Origin of the sequence: Pareuzebyella sediminis (assembly GCF_008367235.1) — a bacterium.
GTDB classification, from domain to species: domain Bacteria; phylum Bacteroidota; class Bacteroidia; order Flavobacteriales; family Flavobacteriaceae; genus Pareuzebyella; species Pareuzebyella sediminis.
The window spans coordinates 792,675-813,310 of the sequence record NZ_VTZS01000003.1 but is presented as its reverse complement, the minus strand read 5'-3'; the positions used below and the strand labels follow the sequence as shown (position 1 = coordinate 813,310).

Genomic DNA, 20,636 nt, shown 5'->3' with positions numbered 1-20,636 from the left:
TTTTAAAATAAACTTATATAATCAAGCGTACTTCGCCCAACTCTTGAATTTTGTAGGGGAACTTGTCCCCTGGAGACCCAATAAACATAAAATTCACAGGTATTCCCCATCGTTTCGAGAGTTCCTTTATCTTTTCCGGGCCAAACTCGCCAGGTTCTTCAATAAACTCGATATGAATCTCTGGATAAGCTCTGTCCAATACTTCAATATCACTTTTGAGCTTCGGCGGGAGGATATCACCCTCGTCAAGAACCGAAACAATCTTTAATTTGCGTGTAGGTTCGTTGGCCTTTATATAAAGCATCGCCCGATTTAAAGTTTCCACATTATCATGATTGGTGAAAAACACAAACTCCTGTCCGACTACTTGAACCAACTTTCTCTTCGCCTTTCCATTGATATAAGCAAGTATTTTGTTACCCCGAGGGGAAATATATTCAATAAGCTTTAAAAGGGTGCGAAGCAGGTATTTATTGTACAACATGAAGAAAACCACAAAGAGTGTCGGAATAAGGTACTCTATGAAAATAGCCAAGTAAGATGGGTTGAGTATCACGTTCCCTATTATAGCTGCGACTACCGCACAAACAGCTAATATAACCGCGGCCCACGAAGCTCTTTCAGGGCGGGGCAGTCTTTTTCGATTGATTTTTAGAAGGAGATTCCCTATACCAAATAGCACCATAACGGATAGAAAAGCAATCGTATAAACCCCCGCTAACTTAGCCAGATCGCCCTGGGTGACCATAAGCACAGAAACGCATAGCACAAAAAACAGCGAATAAATCATATAAGAACTTCCTTTACTATTCTTTTTTAGGAGAAAACGAGGTAAAATTCGGTCCAAGGCCATACGTTCCATAAGTCCTCCCACACCAACGAACGAGGTAAGTACCGCGCCACTCAAGACCAATGCCGCATCAATACTTATCCAAAATGAAAGCCATTCACCGCCTGAGGTTTGACCCAAAAATGAAAGAAGGGCATCTTGATTTCCATCAATTGACCCCATAGGTATGATTGCAAGGGCCAAAAATGCAATCAGGGGATTAAAAACACTTACAACGATCCACATATTGCGCAGCGTCTTGGGGAATACTCCTTTTCGTTGTTCTTCCACATAGTTCGCCGAACTTTCAAAACCACTAATTCCGAGCATTGCGGCAGAAAACCCGAAAAAAAGGGCCATGCCTACATTACCGTCAAGAGGAGCCTTAAAATTGGTCAGCAAGACCTCACTTCCAAGTTGGAAGAACGAGTAAATACAAAAGCTGGAGAGTACGGTAAGGGATAACAAATGGAACAAAAAGATAAAAATCGCTACTTTGGAAGACTCACCAATCCCTAAGATTACCAACCCCATAAAGATGAGCAAGACCCCGATAGTAACAGGAACTACCGGTATGGCAGAAAAAATACTATGGGCGTACTTTACGGCCTCACTTGCGCTGATTACTGCTGTGGCCATATACGACAATACGGTCAACGAAGCGGCTATAGAGGCGGTCGACTTTTTGGTTGTGTTCAAAAGCGCATTATAGGCTCCTCCATTAAGGGGCAATGCACCCACCACTTCCCCATAAATTTTTCGAAACAAAAATAGCACGGCCGCTACCATTAGTAAGGATATCCATGCATACTGACCGGCATAGACAATGGCCAAAGCGGACACATAAAGGCACGAAGAACTAATATCATTGCCACATATCGCCGTCGCTTCTAGTTCGCTAAGTTTTTTCTTCATTTAGACTTGGATTGTTTTTAAATAAAGGTAATAATTATCATTAGCACTAGTGAAACTTCCCCTTGATTTATAAAAGTTGTATCTTTATCATGAGTACATGACAAAACTTCTATCCATAACGACCTCGCTGCTCATTTTGATTCAGAGCTTTGGCATTCATGCCGATGATCTGGTCGTACTGGACGAACTTCTTGAGCACGCAGAATTCCATGCCGAAGAATACGGCGACAATTTCTTTGTTTTTATATCAAAGCACTATGGTGAACTGAAAGTAGAACACAGCCAAAAGCATCAAGAAGAACGGGAAGACCACGAAAGACTGCCGTTTCAACACCATTGTCATAGTACTAACTTGCTTTCTGCCTTGGTACTCGACCAGGTCGACACTCCTGCTTTGACTATTCATCCTATCGCCGAAAGGGATTCCAATTTTTTCTATTTGGTGTCGTATCACTCCTTGGCCCTTGGTGAACTCTTCCAGCCCCCCCGCCACGCATAATCCATATTTTATTTAAAACATTTACACCGAATACCCTTAACGCGTATTCGGCACACTTTTATTCATCATGGATTATGCTCAATTCAATTATAAAATTTAGTATTCGCAATAAGTTTATTGTGATTCTTTTTACATTATTCATTGTAGGTTTTGGCATCTATGCCCTGACCCAAATACCCATAGGTGCAGTACCTGATGTAACCAACAACCAAGTTCAGGTTATTACCACCTCACGCAACCTATCTACACAGGATATGGAACAATTTATCACTTATCCCGTGGAGCTAGAAATGTCCAACCTCCCGGGCGTGAAAGAAATTCGTTCGGTTACCAAGTTCGGATTGTCTGTGGTCACCATCGTATTTGAAGACGACCTGGGCACCTACCTACCACGACAACTGATCGCAGAAAAAATCAAAAGTGCTTCCCAAAAAATACCAGATGGTTTTGGAGCTCCGGAAATGGGACCCATTACCACCGGGCTAGGTGAAATATATCAGTACATACTGGACGTTGAACCCGCCTACAAAAATCAATATGATGTCACCGAACTTCGTACTATTCAAGATTGGATAGTCAGAAGACAACTTTCAGGCATCCCTGGGGTCGTTGAAGTAAACACATGGGGCGGATACTTAAAACAATATGAAGTCGCCATAAATACAGGGAAACTGAATGCCATGAACATTACGGCCCATGACGTATTTTCGGCCTTGGAAAAGAACAATAATGTGGCCGGGGGAGGTTACATCGAAAAAGTGAACCAAGCCTATTTTATCCGTGGCGAGGGGCTGGTAAAAAACATTGAAGATATACAGAACATCGTAGTAACCCTCAAAAATGGCATCCCCGTTTATATTAAGGATGTCGCCGAAGTAGGCTATGGGAGCGCCACCCGTTTTGGAGCCATTACCGGAAATGGTGAGGGCGAGAAAGTACTTGGCCAAGTAATGATGCTCAAGGATGCCAACTCTAAACAAGTCATCGACGCCGTTAAGGAAAGGGTTGCCCAGATTTCAAAATCTTTGCCCAAGGGCGTCTATATTAACCCGGTCTTAGACCGCAGCGAGCTCATAGCCAAGACGACCTTTACCATTACGGAAAACCTGATATTGGGTTGTTTGATCGTCATTTTTGTGGTCGTACTGCTCTTGGGTAATCTCCGTTCGGGCTTGGTAGTTGCATCGGTTATCCCCCTATGTCTGCTCTTTGCCCTCTCTTTAATGTATATTTTTGGAGTGGATGCCAACTTAATGAGCCTTGGCGCCATCGATTTTGGCATTATCATAGACGGGGCCGTTATTATTGTCGAATTTATCGCTTTTCAGATTACGGCAAAAAGCCAGGAACTGGCTGCACTCCCGAAAAGCCAACTCCAAGCCGAGAAAGATGCCATTACCGTAAATAGTGCTTCCAAAATGATGAATTCGGCCATTTTTGGCCAATTGATTATTCTTATTGTCTTTATCCCTATTCTCTCGTTAAGCGGTGTGGAGGGCAAAATGTTCAAACCCATGGCCCTGACATTCAGTTTTGCCCTTATTGGCGCCATGGTGTTTTGTTTCACCTATGTTCCAGTGGCGGCCTCCTTATTCTTAAAGCCGGAAAAACAAAGACAAATCGCAAAAAAACCTAGCATATCTATCCGATTGGTTAATTGGCTAAATCGAAAGTACGAACCGATAATAGGCTGGGCCCTGCGAACCAAAAAACTAGTCTTGGGCCTGGCCGCTTTATTGCTCGTGTTTACGATAATGCTTTTTATACGTATGGGCGGTGAATTCGTGCCAACGTTGGACGAGGGGGATTTCGTCATTCAACCCGTGTTAAAAACTGGGACTTCTTTGGGCAGAACAATAGAGACCACCACAAAAATAGAGCGTATTCTTCTCGACAATTTTCCGGAGGTCAAACAGGTAGTAACCCGTATCGGGGCAGCAGAAGTACCTACCGACCCCATGTCAATGGAGGAAAGCGATGTTATCATCATCTTGAAACCGAAAAGTGAGTGGGTCTCGGCGGACAGTAAAGATGAGCTCGCCAACCAATTTAAAGAAGCCTTAGCCATCATCCCGGGAATAGAAGTCGAATTTACCCAACCCATAGAAATGCGATTTAACGAACTTATCACCGGGGTTCGTGCGGATATTGCCGTAAAGATTTTTGGTGAAAATCTCGATATCTTAAGTAAGAAAGGTAATGAAATCAAAGCCCTGATCGAAAATGTGGAAGGGGCCGCTGACATTTCGGTAGAAAAAATTGTAGGTCTACCCCAAATGAGCGTCAAATATGACCGCTCAAAAGTTGCTCGATACGGGCTTAACATTCAAGACCTCAACGATATGGTCTCCATGGGATTTTCCGGTCGCACCGTGGGAAGTATTTTCGAGGGCGAAAAAAGATTCGACTTGGTGGTGCGCCTTAATGCCCAAAACAGAAAAGACATCGACAATCTTAAAAACCTGTACGTCGATGTTCCTACCGGCGGCAAGATTCCATTAAGTGAACTCGCAGAGATTAGTTATCAGAAAGGGGCCGCAAAAATTGCCCGTGATGATACGCGAAGAAGAATCGTAGTAGGTATTAACGTACGCAACCGAGATTTACAATCAGTAGTCGATGATGTTCAAAAACTTGTGGATGAGAATATAGAATTACCTGTCGGGTACAACATAACATATGGGGGTCAGTTCGAAAATCTGCAAAGCGCCAAGGCCAGATTACTTGTTGCCGTACCGATTGCACTATTACTCATTTTTATACTCCTCTATTTCGCCTTTAAATCGGTTAAGGAAGCGCTATTGATTTATTCGGCCATTCCGCTAGCCGCGGTAGGAGGGGTTGTGCTCTTATGGATTCGCGGTATGCCTTTCAGTATTTCTGCCGGGGTGGGATTTATAGCGCTTTTCGGTATTGCGGTACTCAATGGTATCGTATTGATTGAACATTTCAAGGAATTAGGCGAGAAAAAATTTGAAAATATCGAAGCACTTATCAAACAAGGCACTAAAGACCGCTTGCGGGCCGTACTCTTGACGGCCTCAGCAGCAGCTTTAGGGTTTCTACCGATGGCCGTTTCCACCAATGCCGGGGCGGAAGTTCAACGACCGTTGGCTACTGTGGTCATAGGAGGCCTGATCAGCTCAACGCTCTTGACCCTATTGGTATTGCCCGTTTTATACTCCCTGTTTGAACGATTAAAGAAAGGCAACTGGAAACCTAAACTGAAAATGAAAAAGAACATCTTATTGTTATTTCTAGGCCTGATACTTCCATTGACAGGCCATGCGCAAGAGAAGAAACTAAACTTGCAAGACCTGATTAAAATGGCTATTGAAAATAATGCCGGACTAAAATCAGTGGCCCTTGATCGCCAAAAATCGGACGCCCTCTTAGGAAATGCCTTCGATTTTGATAAAACGCAGGTGTACTATCATTACGATCAAAACAACCTTTCACTCGGCAATCTTCCGCTGAACGTATTGGGCTTACAGCAAGACTTTTTATTCCCAACGGTATATTTCTCAAGAAGCATGGTTCAAAAAGCGAATCTGGCTTTGGCGGAAAAAAGATACACCATTCATGAAAAAGGATTGAAGCGTGAGCTTACATCGGCCTATTATAATTATTTATATCAGAGAAAAAAAGAAGCTATTTATCAACATCTCGATAGCCTTTACAAAGATTTTGCCCACATGGCACGGCGACGTTTCGAACTGGGGGAAACCAATTATCTTGAAAAGATTACGGCCTCCTCGAAGCAAAGACGTTTGCAAATGGCCCTTAAAAGCGCCCAAAAAGATGTGAGTATAGCGTATACCGAAGTTCTCGCCCTTGTACAGGGAGCCGATACTATTGTAATCGAGGAAACTCCCTTGGAACAAATTCAGATGGTACCCTTAAGGGCCTATGACACTCCAGAACTCGAATATTATGATACAATGATTGGTCTGGCCAGTGCAGAACAACGGCTCGAAACCCAGCGATTGCTTCCAGATATAAGCCTAAACTATTTTCAAGGAACAAACAGTGCCCTTGATGGTCATCTCTATGGGTATCAAGTGGGCTTAAAAATTCCGCTGCTCTTCGGGGGCAATGCATCTCGTATAAAAGCTTCGAAAATTGCTGAACAAAGGGCTGTGGAACAAGCCAAAGACTATGAAAAACGTTTGAAATCAAGAGCGTCCCTGCTTTTGAATGAATACAGGAAACATGATGAGGCACTGTCCTATTATAAAGAGGAGGGTGCTACCCTATCCGATGAAATTCTGAAAACCGCTACCGTTTCCTTCAAAAATGGCGAAATCGATTTTTTCCAATACATCCAGAGTTTGGAAAATGCATATGAGATCCAACTCGAGTTTTTAAATAGCCTCAATCAATACAATCAGACCGTTATTCAACTCAATTATTTAACGCTGTAGACTAATCAGATGATTTCAATCTGTGTGCTGCACTCAATATAAAAACATACATCATGAAAAAAGTAATATATATCCTGTCCTTAGTTCTATTTGCTTCCTGTGGCAACACATCTGAAAAAACCACGGAAAGTAGTCCGGAAACCTCAGATGATTTCATCACCGTCACGCGTGATCAATTCGAAAACGGGGAGATGACTTTGGGAAAAATACAAGAACGAACCTTTCCTGTGACCGTTGAAACCAATGGAATGATCGATGTGCCCCCAGAAAACAAAGCAGTGGTAAGTGCCACCATGGGAGGTTATATACGAAGAACTCCACTATTAGTGGGTGATATTGTAAAAAAAGGACAATTATTGGTAACACTTGAAAACCCGGAATTCGTGACCTTACAGCAAGACTACTTGGAGGCGAAGCAACAATTGGCCTATTTAGAATCGGAATATGAACGCCAAAAGACCTTGCGCGAAGAAAATATTACCTCCCAAAAAAGTTTCTTAAAGTCAGAGAGCGACTATAAAACTACGAATGCGCGTTATAATGGGCTGAAAAAACAGTTGGAAATGATCAATATTTCCACCGCTGAAGTCGAAAAGGGAAACATTTCAAGCACCTCTAGCATTTATGCCCCGATAAGCGGCAGTATTACCCAAATTAACGTTACAAAAGGGGCCTATGTGTCGCCAGCCTCCCCAATTTTGGAAATTATCGACAATGATCATATTCACTTAGAGCTATCTGTTTTTGAAAGAGATATTATGACTATCAAAAAAGGGCAAGACATAAGGTTCCAAATACCAGAGGCTTCCAAAACAACTTTCGAGGCCGAAGTACATTTAATCGGGGCGTCCATTGACGAAAAGCGCACCATCAAGGTACATGGCCACCTAAAAGATGAATCGGATAATCATTTTCTGACCGGAATGTTCGTCAACGCAGAAATTGTGGTTGATACGGTTCAAAAAAAGGCGCTTCCTTCTGAGGCCTTGGTGACCATCGATGATACCCCATACGCCCTTTTACTTCAGAAAGAAGAAAACAATACGCTATATTTCAAACAACTCAAAGTGGAGACAGGCCTTTCATCAGAGGAATTTACAGCACTTGAAAATAGTGCTGACCTTCCCTCATCGTCGGCTCAATTCTTAACGAAAGGAGCGTTCAATTTAATCGGAGAATAACCAAAGTACGTACAACAGGAAGAACACTATTTGCAACGAAGCGACTGCCTTCGAATAGGTGTACTAGAGGGCCTTTACCGTATTAATATTCGGCTAGTGTAATTACCGTGTCCAAGTTATAACGTCTTTAGCCCAGACCGACATCCAAGGTCATCATTACAATAAAGCCTGCTATAAAACCCATGGTTGCGATATCTGTGTACTTGTCTTGCTGGGTTTCAGGGATTACTTCTTCCACGACCACGAAAATCATGGCTCCAGCGGCAAAGGAAAGTGCATAAGGTAGAATGGGTTGAAAGGTCAGCACGGCCCATGCTCCTAAAACCCCTGCAATCGGTTCAACAATGGCCGATGCCTGACCGTACATAAAGCACTTGGTACGGCTCAGCCCATGGCGTCGCAATGGCATGGCCACAGCAAACCCTTCCGGAAAGTTCTGTAGGCCTATTCCCAGGGCCAAAGCCACGGCTCCCCCGATACTGGCCCCCTCGAAACCTGCCGCTACGCCACCGAACAAAACCCCTACCGCCAAACCCTCAGGAATGTTATGCAGGGTAATGGCCAGAGTTAGCAGTGTAGTGCGCCGCCACGGGGTCTTGACGCCTTCTGCCTCACTTTCCTTAAAATTAATATGTAAATGGGGTAGTATTTTGTCCAAGCCAAAAATAAAGGCCGCACCCAAAAGAAATCCGACAGCAGCCGGAATCACTTTGACAAACCCTTCACCAGGACTCATTTCGATACCGGGTGCCAAGAGACTCCAAAAACTTGCTGCCACCATTACGCCACCGGTAAAACCCAACATACCATCTAGAACCGCACGGTTCATCCCTTTAAAGAAAAATACCAAGCCGGCACCCAAAGCAGTCAGAAGCCAGGTAAATAATGTAGCATAAAATGCTGCTAATACCGGATCGATCGACTGAAAATAATTGATTACATGTTGCATGTCTATTCGGTTATCTTAAGAAAAAGGTTCGTAGCGATTTGATTAGAAATATGGATTTTCCTTCCCTGTATTTGAATGTGTAAAGAACCATCGAATTCCTCTTTGTCGAGAACCGTGATGGTGTCGCCTAAGGCTATCTTATTCTTATCTAGAAACTTTAGAAAAGGGCCCGAAGAATCCTTAACACCCACGCAAATGCCACTTATTCCGATGGGCACTTCATTCAATAATTTTTTGATGGCCTTCTTGAACTCCCCCTTCTTTGAGGGAATCGGATCGCCATGCGGATCGACCTGGGGAAATCCGAGGTGTTTATCGAGTCGGTCAATTAATTTTTCACTCTTAATATGCTCCAATTGCTCGGCTACTTCATGCACCTCATCCCAAGAAAAATCCAACTTTTCTACTAAAAAAACCTCCCAGAGCCGATGTTTACGCACCAGGGTAAGGGCCAACTTTTGACCGTACTCCGTTAAACTTACTCCCTTGTATTTCTTGTAATTGACGACGCCCTTTTCGGACAATTTTTTTACCATATCGGTCACTGAAGATGGTTTTGTATCCATTTTTTCAGCCACGGCATTGGTCGAAACGGTCGTATTGTTACCCTTCCCCAAATGGTAAATCGCTTTAATGTAGTCTTCCTCAGAAAGCGTCATTCGTATTTTTATTTGAACAAATTTACATTTTTATATGTAAAAACAAATTTTTAGTTTTGTCTAAAAATTTGTTTAAATAAACAAAATTAAAATATTGGGCTCCTCACGCATTTCAGTTATACTCATCTTTCTTCTTTTGACCATGTTTTCTTCGGTTGCCCAGCAAGCAACGCTTAAAGGGATAGTGACCGATAGTCAAGGTCCTATTGCTTTCGCCAACCTCTTCCTTGAAGGCACCACCATAGGTGGTGCTACCGATGAAAATGGCCAATATATCATTAAGGGTATACCCGAAGGCAATTATGGGTTAGTGGTAAAAGTACTTGGGTATCTACCTTACAAGGAAAAAATTGTACTAGGTGCCCAAACAATGAAGGCCCTGGACATTGTATTAAAAGCGACCTCTGAACACCTAGAGGAAACTGTAGTCACCGGAACCTTAAAAGCGGTCCGTCGCTCCGAGAGTCCGGTTCCGGTAGAAGTCTATAGTCCCACTTTCCTTAAAAAAAATCCGACCGCAAATATTTTTGAAGCCTTACAAAATGTGAATGGTGTACGGCCACAAATTAACTGTAATGTCTGTAACACCGGCGATATACATATCAATGGACTGGAAGGGCCCTACACTTTGGTATTAATCGATGGTATGCCTATAGTAAGTGGGCTCGGTACCGTTTACGGGCTTTCGGGAATACCCAATTCCCTTATCGATCAGATTGAAATAGTAAAAGGGCCAGCCTCAAGTTTATATGGTAGCGAAGCTGTCGGTGGCCTCATTAATATCATTACAAAGAATGCGCTTGAAGCTCCAGGTTTAGTGGCCGATGCCTTTGCCACGGGATGGGGGGAATACAATCTTGATATCGGCGCCAAAATTGATGTCGGGCAAGATACTGACCTATTATTAGGTGTAAACTACTTCAATTTTGACCAGTTGGTCGATAACAATGGCGACAATTTTACCGATCTGACCTTGCAAGACCGTATTTCAATTTTCCAGAAATGGAACTTTAAGAGAAGCCGTAATCGTATGTTTTCCCTTGCAGGTCGCTTCTTCTATGAGGATCGTTGGGGCGGGGAACTACAATGGACCCCTGATTTTCGGGGAGGTAGTGAAATTTATGGGGAAAGCATATATACCCGACGATGGGAAATATTGGGCAAGTACCAACTTCCCTTGAAGGAAAAAATATTATTCTCCTTTTCGTACAATGACCATAGTCAAAATTCTGTATATGGTAATATACCCTATTTAGCCGATCAACGTATAGGTTTTGCGCAATTGACCTGGGATAAAAAATGGAATAATCATGACCTACTTTTGGGAAGCGCCCTTCGTTACAATTATTATGACGACAATACGGCAGCGACCAAAAATGTCGATGAAGTGGTCATACCGAGTATCTTCCTTCAGGATGAACTGGCCCTCGCCCAGAACCATTCCTTATTATTGGGCCTCCGATATGACTATGATCCCAGGCATGGAAACATCATAACCCCTCGCAGCGCCTACCGATGGAAAGTAAGTGACAATGATATTCTCCGACTTAATACCGGTACTGGCTTTAGGGTGGTCAATCTCTTTACCGAAGAACATGCGGCACTGACCGGCGCCCGGGAAGTGGTCATAGCCGAGGCCTTGAAACCAGAGCGGTCGTTCAACCTGAACCTCAATTTCCTTAAAAAAATGTATGGGGATAATGGTACCTTCGTAACCTTGGATGCGTCGCTCTTCTATACCCACTTCAGTAATGCGATTTTACCGGACTACGATACCAATCCCAACCAAATCATTTACGACAATTTAGATGGTAAATCAGTTTCGCAGGGCGCGAGTGCCAATCTCGACTTTTCCTTTCCCAATGGCCTAAAATTTCTATTTGGCGTAACTTATCAAGACGTGAGCCAAACCGAAGGCCATACTAAGCAACGCCAGATCTTGACGGAAAGCTTTACGGGCACATGGAACATCGCCTATACTTTACCAGAACTTCAACTGACCTTTGATTACACCGGAAATCTTTATGGACCTATGCGCTTGCCCATTTTGGGAGAAAGTGACCCGCGACGGAAATATTCGCCTACCTGGAGTATTCAAAATATCCAGTTTACCTATAAAGGCTTTCAATCTTTCGAATTTTATGGGGGAATCAAGAACCTTCTCAACTGGACCCCTAACCGAGGTAACCCTTTTATTATAGCGCGGGCGCATGACCCTTTCGACAGAAACGTTAGCTTTGATAACAGCGGCAATGTAATTCCGACCAGCAGCAACCCCTATGCCCTTACTTTTGACCCTTCTTATGTGTATGGACCTAACCAAGGCATAAGAGGCTTTTTCGGTCTTCGCTATCGATTGAATTGAACGGAGCATCTCACTTTTCGAGACAATTCATTGGAAACAGGCACTTATTTACCTGAAAGGCGCTATCTTTTTTCGATTTTTACCAAATCATGGCGAGCGAAAAACCTAAAATTTGCAGGCGTATTTCCTTTTTTAAGATTACCACAACTTCCTAGAGGTATAATACTGTCAAGTATTTGTAAGAAAAAATGGCGGAAAATAACTTTAACTATAATCTTAACAATATTTTATAGTTTTTATGAAGAATTTATTACATTTAGCCCTTAAATAACTCTAAGAATCTAATATTTTATGAACTACCAACTCAATCTTAAGACGAGAGGGCTGTCTAGATACCGCTCGCTCCTAACATTATTTTTGCTTCTGGGCGGAGTCCTGTTCTCCTCTGCTTGGGCCCAATCTTTGGTTACCGGTACGGTGACCGATCAGGCAGGGGCACCCCTACCCGGGGTAAGCGTTGTAGTCGATGGAACTACCCAAGGGGTATCCACCGATTTCGATGGCAACTATTCCATTGATGTAGAAAGTCCAGGAGCTATTCTGGTCTATTCGTACATCGGTTTCGTGACGCAGGAAATTGCACGGGACGGAAGAGAAACTATCGACGTGGAAATGCAAGAAGACGTACAAAACCTTGACGAAGTCGTTGTGGTAGGTTATGGTACGCAAAAGAAAGCAACCCTTACCGGTTCGGTTTCCTCGGTCGATGGCGAGGCACTTGAAAAGTCGGCTTCACCCAACTTGGGCGCGGCATTGGCCGGTAAAGTACCTGGGCTATATGTAGATACAGGACAAGCCATACCGGGTGCGGATACTCCAGCCATTCGGGTGCGGGGTACCAATACCTTCAACAACTCAGGAGCTTTAGTTGTTATTGACGGTATACCTGCTCGTGAAGGAGGTATCGCGCGTATCAACCCGGCCGATATCGAAAGTATTTCGGTATTGAAAGATGCCTCGGCCGCCATCTATGGTGCCCGTGCAGCGAACGGGGTAATCTTGGTCACCACCAAACGTGGTAAAGTCGGTGCGCCAACCGTAAAATTTAGTTCAACGTATGGACTACAGAATTTCACCTCAAAGCCTGATATGCTAACTGGTGCTGAATATATGGATTTAGTGAACGTACTTAATGTATATAAATTACCTGTTTCCGAATGGAACGCTGCCCATGCCGGTAGAGGTGCGCCTTATACACGCCAAGACAATGGCGAAGTGGTAAATCCGACCTTTACCAACGACCGTATTGCGAATACCGCCGCCGGACAAGACCCTTGGTTGTATCCTGATACGGATTGGATGGAAGCCGTTACGACAAAGAGTGCTCCGATTAGCCGACAGAACATTCAAGTATCGGGGGGTACAGAGAACGTGCGCTATTTGGCGTCCCTCGGATATTTAAAGCAAGAAGTTAACTTTAAGAATGCCCCTAAAGGATATCAGCAGTATGATTTGAGATTAAATCTTGATGCTACCATAAGCGAATCCCTTAGTCTTGACATAGGACTCTACAGCCGTCAAGAAGATAATGTTCGGGCAACAAGAGATGAAAACGGTATTTTTGATGACTTGGTCCGTCAATATCCCTGGTTCCCGGCCTATTGGCCAACCGGAGAGTTTGGCCCCGATATCGAAAATGGTAATAACCCTGCCATTCGAGTTACCGATGGACCTGGTTACCGCGAATATGGCAACAATTTTGTGCAGAGCAATATTGGTCTGACCTTTAAGGTGCCCGGTGTGGAAGGTTTACAACTAAGAGGCCAAATTTCATATGATAAGGCCAATTACGAATACAAGAATTGGAATCGCCCATGGACCCTCTATACTTGGGACGGGATTAACAGAAACTCTTCAGGTCTCACCGCTGCACAACGGGGCCCAGGTGATCCGAGCCTACGTCAAGAGCATACCACCAAAACGGATATTATGGCCATGCTTAACGCCTCCTATGAGAAGGATTTTGGCAACCACTACCTAAAGTTGCTTGGCGGTGTTACAAGAGAATCGACCGAACAACAATTTTTTGGGGCGTTCAAACGCTTCTTCCTATCTAGTGAGTTAGCTCAACTCGACTTGGGAGGTACCGACGGTCAAAATAGCTACGGTAACGGATATGAAGCAGAACGCTTGAATTATTATGGTCGCTTGAACTATACCTTTAAGGACAAATATTTATTGGAATTTTTGTTCCGTTATGATGGTTCATACCTGTTCGCCGAAGGAAACCGCTTCGGTTTTTTCCCAGGGATATCCGCAGGATGGATCCTTACCGAAGAACCCTTCTTCCAGAAAGCCTTGCCTTTCTTGAATTATTTCAAACTTCGTGGATCGTACGGTCAGTTGGGTAATGATAATGTAGAGCGGTTTCAATATTTAAACGCGTACCAACTCTCGCAAACCGGTCTGGAGACTGTGGTTACCACGGCTTACGAAAGCAATGTGGCCAACCCCAATATTACTTGGGAAACGGCCATCTCACAAAACATTGGTTTTGACCTAAGAACGTTGAACAATAAATTGAGTATTGGTCTCGACTTGTTCAAAAACTCAAGGGAAGACATTTTGACCCCACCCTCACAAACGCTTCCTGAATATAGTGGAATTACACCACCGCCATTAAATATCGGCGAATTCGAAAACAAGGGATACGAAATTACCGTGGGTCTAAATGGGGGCAATGAAAATTTCACCTATAGTTTCTCCTTCAATTTAAGCCAATCTAAAAATAAGTTGGTGTTCTTCGATGAGCCTGCCTTGGATGACCGCCCTTGGCAGTTACAGGAAGGTGGTGAAATCGGACGGCCTTTGTTATATCGCTTCGATGGGGTGTTTAGGAACCAAGCTGAAATCGATGCGGAAACATTGGATTATAGTGCGGTGACTCCCGAACTAAAGCCTGGTGATGCCAGGGTCGTAGATATCAGTGGCGATGGTGCCATCGGACCCGAAGATAGACTAAGAACCGGGGGTAGTGCTTTTGCGGATACCCAGTACGGTTTTAATACCTCTTTAAACTATAAGAACATCGATTTCAGTATGTTCTGGTCAGGTCAAGCTGGTGGCTATAGCAACTACGAGTGGTCCTTTATGTCGGGTACTTTAGCCAACGTACAGCGTGAAGTTAGGGACAGGGCTTGGTCATTGGATAATCCCGATGCACCTCTTCCCCGATTGGCCGATCGTGGTGACCAGTGGTATTCTGGGCAAACCGACGGATACCTTATTACCCGTGACTTTGTAAGGCTTAAAAACTTAGAAATTGGATATACGTTCGATTCAGGACTTATCCAGTCTATCGGGGCGGACAACCTACGTTTGTCTGTTTCGGGTACTAACCTGATTACGATTACGGACTATCCGTTCGACCCGGAAGTATTGCAAATAAGCAACTCTGACTTGTCGAATAATGGAGTAGGTCAAGATGCTTCAACACAGGGCGTTAGTGGTGGAAGAACTGCCAACGGAGGTATCTACCCAATGATGAAAACGATTAATATGGGAGTACAAATAACTTTTTAAATTGTAATGAAATGGAAAAGAGACTAGTAAAAATCCTGACGGTTGTAGTAGTTTCGCTACTGTACGTCAGTTGTAATGAAGATGTTTTGGAAACGCAGCCGTTGAGTTCGGCCTCGGAACCCGCAGTATGGTCCGACCCTAAATTGGCCGAAGCGGCGGTATTAGACCTGTACCAAGGTACTTGGGCAGGAGTACTGAGCCGCGAAGAAACGACCGACGCCTTTACCGATCAAGCGGTATTTACCCACCCGGGGCGTGGGGTCGACGGCTATACCGAAGGAAAAATGAACCCCGCAGGAAACTATATGGAGATGTGGTGGATGGACTGGCCTAGCCTGTATCCCTTCATTCGTTCAGCCAATATAGCGATAGCTCGTTTGACCGAAAATGAGGCCGGCTTTGATCAGGCTACGGTCAATCAGTTGCTCGGGGAGGCCTATTTTATGAGGGCGCACTTCTACACCCAACTCATGCGCCAATATGGTGGTGTTCCATTATTGACCGAACCATTGCAGCTAGATGATGAAGCCAACAATCCTCGTGCTACGTTTGAAGAAACGGTAAATCAGATTCTGGCAGACCTAGATCAGGCGGAAGTCCTTTTGGCCGACGCACCAGCAAGCAAGGCGCGGGCACACCTACTTACGGTTTTAGCATTGCGTTCAAGGGTGTTGACCCATGCCGCCAGTGACCTATATGAGCCTTCCAAGGCTTCTTCGGTAAGCACGATTGGATCGTACAGCAATCCTGAGTTGATCGGATATACCAGTGGTTCCCAAACCAATCGATGGGAAGCGGCCAAAGCGGCTTCTAAAGATTTGCTGGATGCTACCACAGGGTACAAATTGGATTATACGGCTCCGGCTCCGCAAGAGGAAGCCATACAGAATTATGACGATATATGGCTCCAGGGCGATGAGAACCAAGATTTCATTTGGGGTCGTCTAGTGGAAGAATTCGGTTTTGGAAGCCGAACTTACGCCGGGGGTGATGGATGGTCTCAAGGCCCAGGTATGGTAGCCTTATATCACGGCCCGAACGGGTATCACGAGTGGGCCGGTACAACACCTACCGAGGCCCTGGCATCGAAATATCTTTTTGCCGATGGTACAGAGTTCGATTGGGATAATCCCGCACATGCCGCCGCACCCTACGACAATCGGGAGGCACGTTTCTATTCGACTCTTCTTTACGATGGTGCCCCTTGGAAACCACGTACCGATGATGTCGTTCGTTATGATAATTTCAATGAATTGCAGACGGGATACTATACATTCTCCGATGGTACCATCAAGAACGGTGTCGATACGCGTCAAGGGCCCATCGAAGATTGGAACGGTTCACGTACAGGGTATTATTATAGAAAATTTATGGATCCCCGTCAACCCGCTTCATGGCCTAAAAACCTTCAAAAAGTGGACGCGCCTTATTTGAGATATACCGAGGTATTGTTGAACTATGTGGAAGCATGCATCAACACAAATGATGAAGGGGAAGCGAGGGCATGGTTGAACCGTTTACGTTTTAGAAATGGACTTCCTGCCGTTACCGAAACAGGCTCCGCCCTTTACGAACTGTATAAAAGAGAACGCGACAAAGAGCTTGTTAACGAAGATGCTCGTTGGTTCGATATGAAGCGTTGGTTGGAAGGTCCGTATTCGTTAGACAAACAGGTACAGATGATTTTGATCCAAGCCACCCAAAAACCAGGCACTACAGTGGAAAATTATCGCAAGGATACGTCTGCTTGGGACTATACCTATCAACCTACGGATATCGTCTTGGAAAATCGCAGATGGCAAGACCATGTTTATTTCTTACCTATCAAACAGGAGGAAATCGATAAAGATCCATCATTAATACAAAATCCAGGCTACTAGTAGTATAGGAATTTTATATGTAAATTTGAATAACCCTTTACAATGTGTTTAGGGTTATTCTATTTTAAGATGTTTTGCCGAATTTTATGAAGAAGAGAAATAATTTAATATTCCCGCTATTATCGGTGCTATTGTTTTGGTCTTGTGAACAAAAGCCAGAGACCTTATTTTCTAAAATTGATGCTTCGGAAACAGGAATTACCTTTGCCAATACATTGACAGAAACCGATTCATATAATTACTTTGTGTTCTCCTATATGTATTTGGGCGGTGGAGTATCGACCGGTGACATCAACAATGACGGTCTAGAAGATATCTTCTTTACCGGAAACATGGTGGACAACAAACTGTACTTGAACAAGGGTAATTTCCAATTTGAAGATATTACCGAAAGTGCAGGTGTTTCAGGAGATGACCGATGGTTTATGGGTACGACCTTCGTCGACATTAATCAAGATGGGTACTTGGACATCTATTGCTCCGTAAGTGGTAAAAATCCACCTCATAATAACGTCTTATATATTAACAATAAAGACAATACATTCACAGAGAGGGCAGCGGAATATGGTATCGACTACGATGGCCACAGCATGCAATCGACCTTTTTCGATTATGATAAAGATGGCGATCTGGACCTTTATGTCACCAACTACCCCCCTACTAGCTTTATAGCACCCGTGGAATACTACGCGTACATGCTGAAAAACCCTTCTCCTGAAGATTCCGACAAGCTCTTTCGAAACGATAATGGGCATTTCACCGACGTTACCGAAGAGGCGGGCATAAGCAATTTCGGCCTCAGCTTAGGTGTGGTTGCCTCCGATGTGAACAATGATGGATATACCGATATTTTTGTATCCAACGATTTTAACGCCCCAGATTACTTGTTCATCAATAATCAAGACGGCACGTTTACCAATCAGATCAACACCAGTCTACAGCAGATTTCCTTTTTTGGGATGGGCGCGGACATCGCCGATTTCAATAATGATGGTTTTATGGACATCTTTCAACTAGACATGTCCGCTCCCGACCATTATCGCTCCAAGGCCAACATGTCGGCCATGGATACCGAAGCCTTTTACAATTCGGTAAAATATGGTTTGCATCATCAATACATGCAAAATTCCCTACAATTGAACAATGGGAATACGGCCGGAGAGCTCCCGCTATTCAGCAATGTCGCACGACTTGCCGGCGTAGCGTCTACCGATTGGAGCTGGGCAGGGTTGATGTCCGATTTTGACAACGACGGCCTAAAAGATATTTTTGTGACCAACGGGATTCGAAGGGATGTCAACAATAAAGACTTTTACGCCGAGCATAGGGCCTTCTTTGACAAAATGGAGAACGACCCCAATTATAAAGGTAAAGAAGAAGAGGTAGGCCTTTTGAACTATCTTAAAAAATTGCCTTCGGAAAAGCTCAGCAATTATATGTTCAAGAACAACGGCGATCTTACCTTCAGTAAAACGTCAAAAGAATGGGGCTTGGGTGAAAAAACCTTTTCGAACGGTGTGGCCTTTTCCGATCTCGATAACGATGGAGATCTTGACCTCGTCATCAACAATCTTGAAGAAACCGCCAGTATCTATAGAAACAATGTAGAAGGCAACAATTATATCGCAGTTGACATTCAAGGTAACAACAAAACCTTGCCCGAGGGTACCAAAGTGACCGTTTATACACCGAAGGGTATGCAAATACAAGAATACAACCTCGTTCGCGGCTATCTATCTTCGGTTACTCCTTTACTGCATTTTGGTCTTGGGGAAGATCAAAAAGTAGACAGTCTATTGGTCCAATGGCCGAACGGACGTAATACCAAACTTAAAGATATTCCGGTCAACGAAAAATTGACGGTTGCCTATTCGGAAAACGATACGTACTTGAGTCCCGCTCAGCCAAGCCAGGGTGAACGCTTTTTTGAAACCGTAGCGCTTAAAGAGCCTTTTAAACATATGGAAAACGACTATCCTGATTTTAAACAAGAAGTACTACTGCCCCATAGAACCTCCACCTTCGGCCCTGCTCTGGCCACGGGGGACTTGAACGGTGATGGTACCGAGGATTTTATCGTCGGGGCAGCCGTGGGACAGGCACCTGAAGTGTATATTCAAGATAAAGAAGGGAACTTCGAACAATTAGTTATACCGGAATTGGCCGAAGAAAAATACCACGAAGATCTCGGCGTGTTGATTTTTGATCCCGACAATGACGGCGATCAAGATTTTATTATTGTAAGTGGCGGAAATGAGTTCAAACCCGGTTCTTTGGGCTATGAAGATCGTTATTATGAAAATATAGGTCACAACACCTTTCAACGTAAACGTGGGGTTTTCCCTCCTTATATCAGGAACAGCGGTCTCGATATTTCTGCTTCAGACTACGACCACGATGGCGACCTAGACCTCTTTCTAGGAGGACGCTTGGTACCCCAAAAATATCCCTATCCGGCCAATTCTTATTTGATGGAAACCGAAGTGAGCGATACGGGAGCCCGATTTATGGACGTTACCGAACAAAAATTACCCGAATTGAAAGAGTTGGGATTGGTAACGGATTCTGCTTGGATCGATTTTGACGGTGACGGCTGGGACGATCTCGTCGTCGTCGGTGAATGGATGCCCATAAAGTTCTTCAAAAACAATGGGGGCACGTTCGAAGATGTCTCCGACCAAATGTTGAGCGGCAATACGCGTGGATGGTGGTTTGCCATTCAAAAAGGAGATTTCGATAACGATGGTGATCAAGACTTGGTCTTGGGCAATTTGGGAAAAAACTACAAATATAAAGCCAGTGAAGACGGCCCCTTTAAAGTATACCTCAACGATTTTGACGGTAACGAAAGCTCCGACATTGTACTGAGCTATAAAAAAGGGGATACTGAATTCCCCGTTCGTGGCCGCCAATGCTCTTCACAGCAAATGCCCGCCATCAAATCTAAATTCAAGGACTATAACTCATTTGCCAGTGCCAATTTGAAGCAAATTTATACGACCAAGCTTCTAGAGGAATCGTTGAGCTATGAGATAACCTCTTTTGAAAGCGTTTATCTAGAAAATGATAACGGTACTTTCAAATCGCACCCCCTACCCCAACTCGCACAACTTTCGAGCATCAATCAATTCGTTGTCGACGATTTTAATAGCGATGGCAACCTTGATGTAGTTTTGGCGGGCAATTTGTACAACGCCGAAGTTGAAACGCCAAGGGGAGATGCCAGTTTTGGGCTTTACCTCGAAGGTGATGGCAAAGGCCATTTCGAAGCCAAGACCATGATGGAGTCCGGGCTTAAGGTTGTTGGAGACGTGAGGGGCATGGAAGAAATCACTGTTGCTGGTAAAAAACACCTTCTGATGGCCAAGAACAATGATTTCATGCAACTCGTGAGGGTAAATTGAAAGCTGTGC

Annotated in this window: 10 protein-coding genes; 7 read left to right on the top strand and 3 right to left on the bottom strand. The window is 44.1% G+C overall.

What is annotated here, in order from left to right; translation table 11 throughout:
* Nucleotides 1-13 precede the first annotated feature (13 nt).
* Nucleotides 14-1,744 carry an APC family permease gene (locus tag F2B13_RS14005; protein ID WP_149274148.1) on the bottom strand — a complete coding sequence of 577 codons (1,731 nt, stop codon included), beginning with the start codon at nt 1,742-1,744 and terminating at the stop codon, nt 14-16.
* A gap of 97 nt (nt 1,745-1,841) precedes the next feature.
* Between F2B13_RS14005 and F2B13_RS14000 the strand changes: the two genes are divergently transcribed.
* The 3 genes from F2B13_RS14000 (at nt 1,842) to F2B13_RS13990 (ending at nt 7,848) form a co-directional block, all read left to right on the top strand.
* Nucleotides 1,842-2,243, top strand: a complete 402-nt coding sequence (locus F2B13_RS14000) for a hypothetical protein (RefSeq protein ID WP_149274146.1) — start codon at nt 1,842-1,844, stop codon at nt 2,241-2,243.
* A gap of 74 nt (nt 2,244-2,317) precedes the next feature.
* Nucleotides 2,318-6,667, top strand: coding sequence for a CusA/CzcA family heavy metal efflux RND transporter (locus tag F2B13_RS13995; RefSeq protein ID WP_149304440.1), 4,350 nt, complete (start codon nt 2,318-2,320; stop codon nt 6,665-6,667).
* 53 nt (nt 6,668-6,720) lie between these two features.
* Complete coding sequence (locus F2B13_RS13990) at nt 6,721-7,848, top strand: efflux RND transporter periplasmic adaptor subunit (RefSeq protein ID WP_149274142.1); 1,128 nt, start codon at nt 6,721-6,723, stop codon at nt 7,846-7,848.
* A 127-nt stretch (nt 7,849-7,975) separates the two neighbouring features.
* Here F2B13_RS13990 and F2B13_RS13985 read toward each other — a convergent pair whose 3' ends face one another.
* Both F2B13_RS13985 and F2B13_RS13980 read right to left on the bottom strand, forming a co-directional pair.
* On the bottom strand, nt 7,976-8,797 hold the full coding sequence (locus tag F2B13_RS13985; protein WP_149274140.1) for a ZIP family metal transporter: 822 nt from the start codon (nt 8,795-8,797) through the stop codon (nt 7,976-7,978).
* Between the two features lie 2 nt (nt 8,798-8,799).
* Complete coding sequence (locus F2B13_RS13980; RefSeq protein ID WP_149274138.1) at nt 8,800-9,456, bottom strand: metal-dependent transcriptional regulator; 657 nt, start codon at nt 9,454-9,456, stop codon at nt 8,800-8,802.
* 142 nt (nt 9,457-9,598) lie between these two features.
* On the opposite strand from F2B13_RS13980, the gene F2B13_RS13975 reads away from it, so the two are divergent.
* From F2B13_RS13975 to F2B13_RS13960, 4 genes are all read left to right on the top strand, one after another.
* Complete coding sequence (locus tag F2B13_RS13975; RefSeq protein ID WP_149275407.1) at nt 9,599-11,821, top strand: TonB-dependent receptor; 2,223 nt, start codon at nt 9,599-9,601, stop codon at nt 11,819-11,821.
* 291 nt (nt 11,822-12,112) lie between these two features.
* Nucleotides 12,113-15,343, top strand: a complete 3,231-nt coding sequence (locus tag F2B13_RS13970; RefSeq protein ID WP_149274136.1) for a SusC/RagA family TonB-linked outer membrane protein — start codon at nt 12,113-12,115, stop codon at nt 15,341-15,343.
* An 11-nt stretch (nt 15,344-15,354) separates the two neighbouring features.
* Nucleotides 15,355-17,223, top strand: coding sequence for a RagB/SusD family nutrient uptake outer membrane protein (locus F2B13_RS13965; RefSeq protein WP_149274134.1), 1,869 nt, complete (start codon nt 15,355-15,357; stop codon nt 17,221-17,223).
* A gap of 86 nt (nt 17,224-17,309) precedes the next feature.
* The gene (locus F2B13_RS13960; RefSeq protein ID WP_149304439.1) at nt 17,310-20,627 is read left to right on the top strand and encodes an FG-GAP-like repeat-containing protein; all 3,318 of its coding nucleotides are present in this window, start codon (nt 17,310-17,312) and stop codon (nt 20,625-20,627) included.
* The last annotated feature ends 9 nt before the right edge of the window (nt 20,628-20,636 follow it).

What these genes read in the sequence shown, in the direction of transcription:
- F2B13_RS14005 (WP_149274148.1), bottom strand. Translation starts at nt 1,744, where the DNA reads ATGAAGAAAAAACTTAGCGAACTAGAAGCGACGGCGATATGTGGCAAT.
- F2B13_RS14000 (WP_149274146.1), top strand. Translation starts at nt 1,842, where the DNA reads ATGACAAAACTTCTATCCATAACGACCTCGCTGCTCATTTTGATTCAG.
- F2B13_RS13995 (WP_149304440.1), top strand. Translation starts at nt 2,318, where the DNA reads ATGCTCAATTCAATTATAAAATTTAGTATTCGCAATAAGTTTATTGTG.
- F2B13_RS13990 (WP_149274142.1), top strand. Translation starts at nt 6,721, where the DNA reads ATGAAAAAAGTAATATATATCCTGTCCTTAGTTCTATTTGCTTCCTGT.
- F2B13_RS13985 (WP_149274140.1), bottom strand. Translation starts at nt 8,797, where the DNA reads ATGCAACATGTAATCAATTATTTTCAGTCGATCGATCCGGTATTAGCA.
- F2B13_RS13980 (WP_149274138.1), bottom strand. Translation starts at nt 9,456, where the DNA reads ATGACGCTTTCTGAGGAAGACTACATTAAAGCGATTTACCATTTGGGG.
- F2B13_RS13975 (WP_149275407.1), top strand. Translation starts at nt 9,599, where the DNA reads ATGTTTTCTTCGGTTGCCCAGCAAGCAACGCTTAAAGGGATAGTGACC.
- F2B13_RS13970 (WP_149274136.1), top strand. Translation starts at nt 12,113, where the DNA reads ATGAACTACCAACTCAATCTTAAGACGAGAGGGCTGTCTAGATACCGC.
- F2B13_RS13965 (WP_149274134.1), top strand. Translation starts at nt 15,355, where the DNA reads ATGGAAAAGAGACTAGTAAAAATCCTGACGGTTGTAGTAGTTTCGCTA.
- F2B13_RS13960 (WP_149304439.1), top strand. Translation starts at nt 17,310, where the DNA reads ATGAAGAAGAGAAATAATTTAATATTCCCGCTATTATCGGTGCTATTG.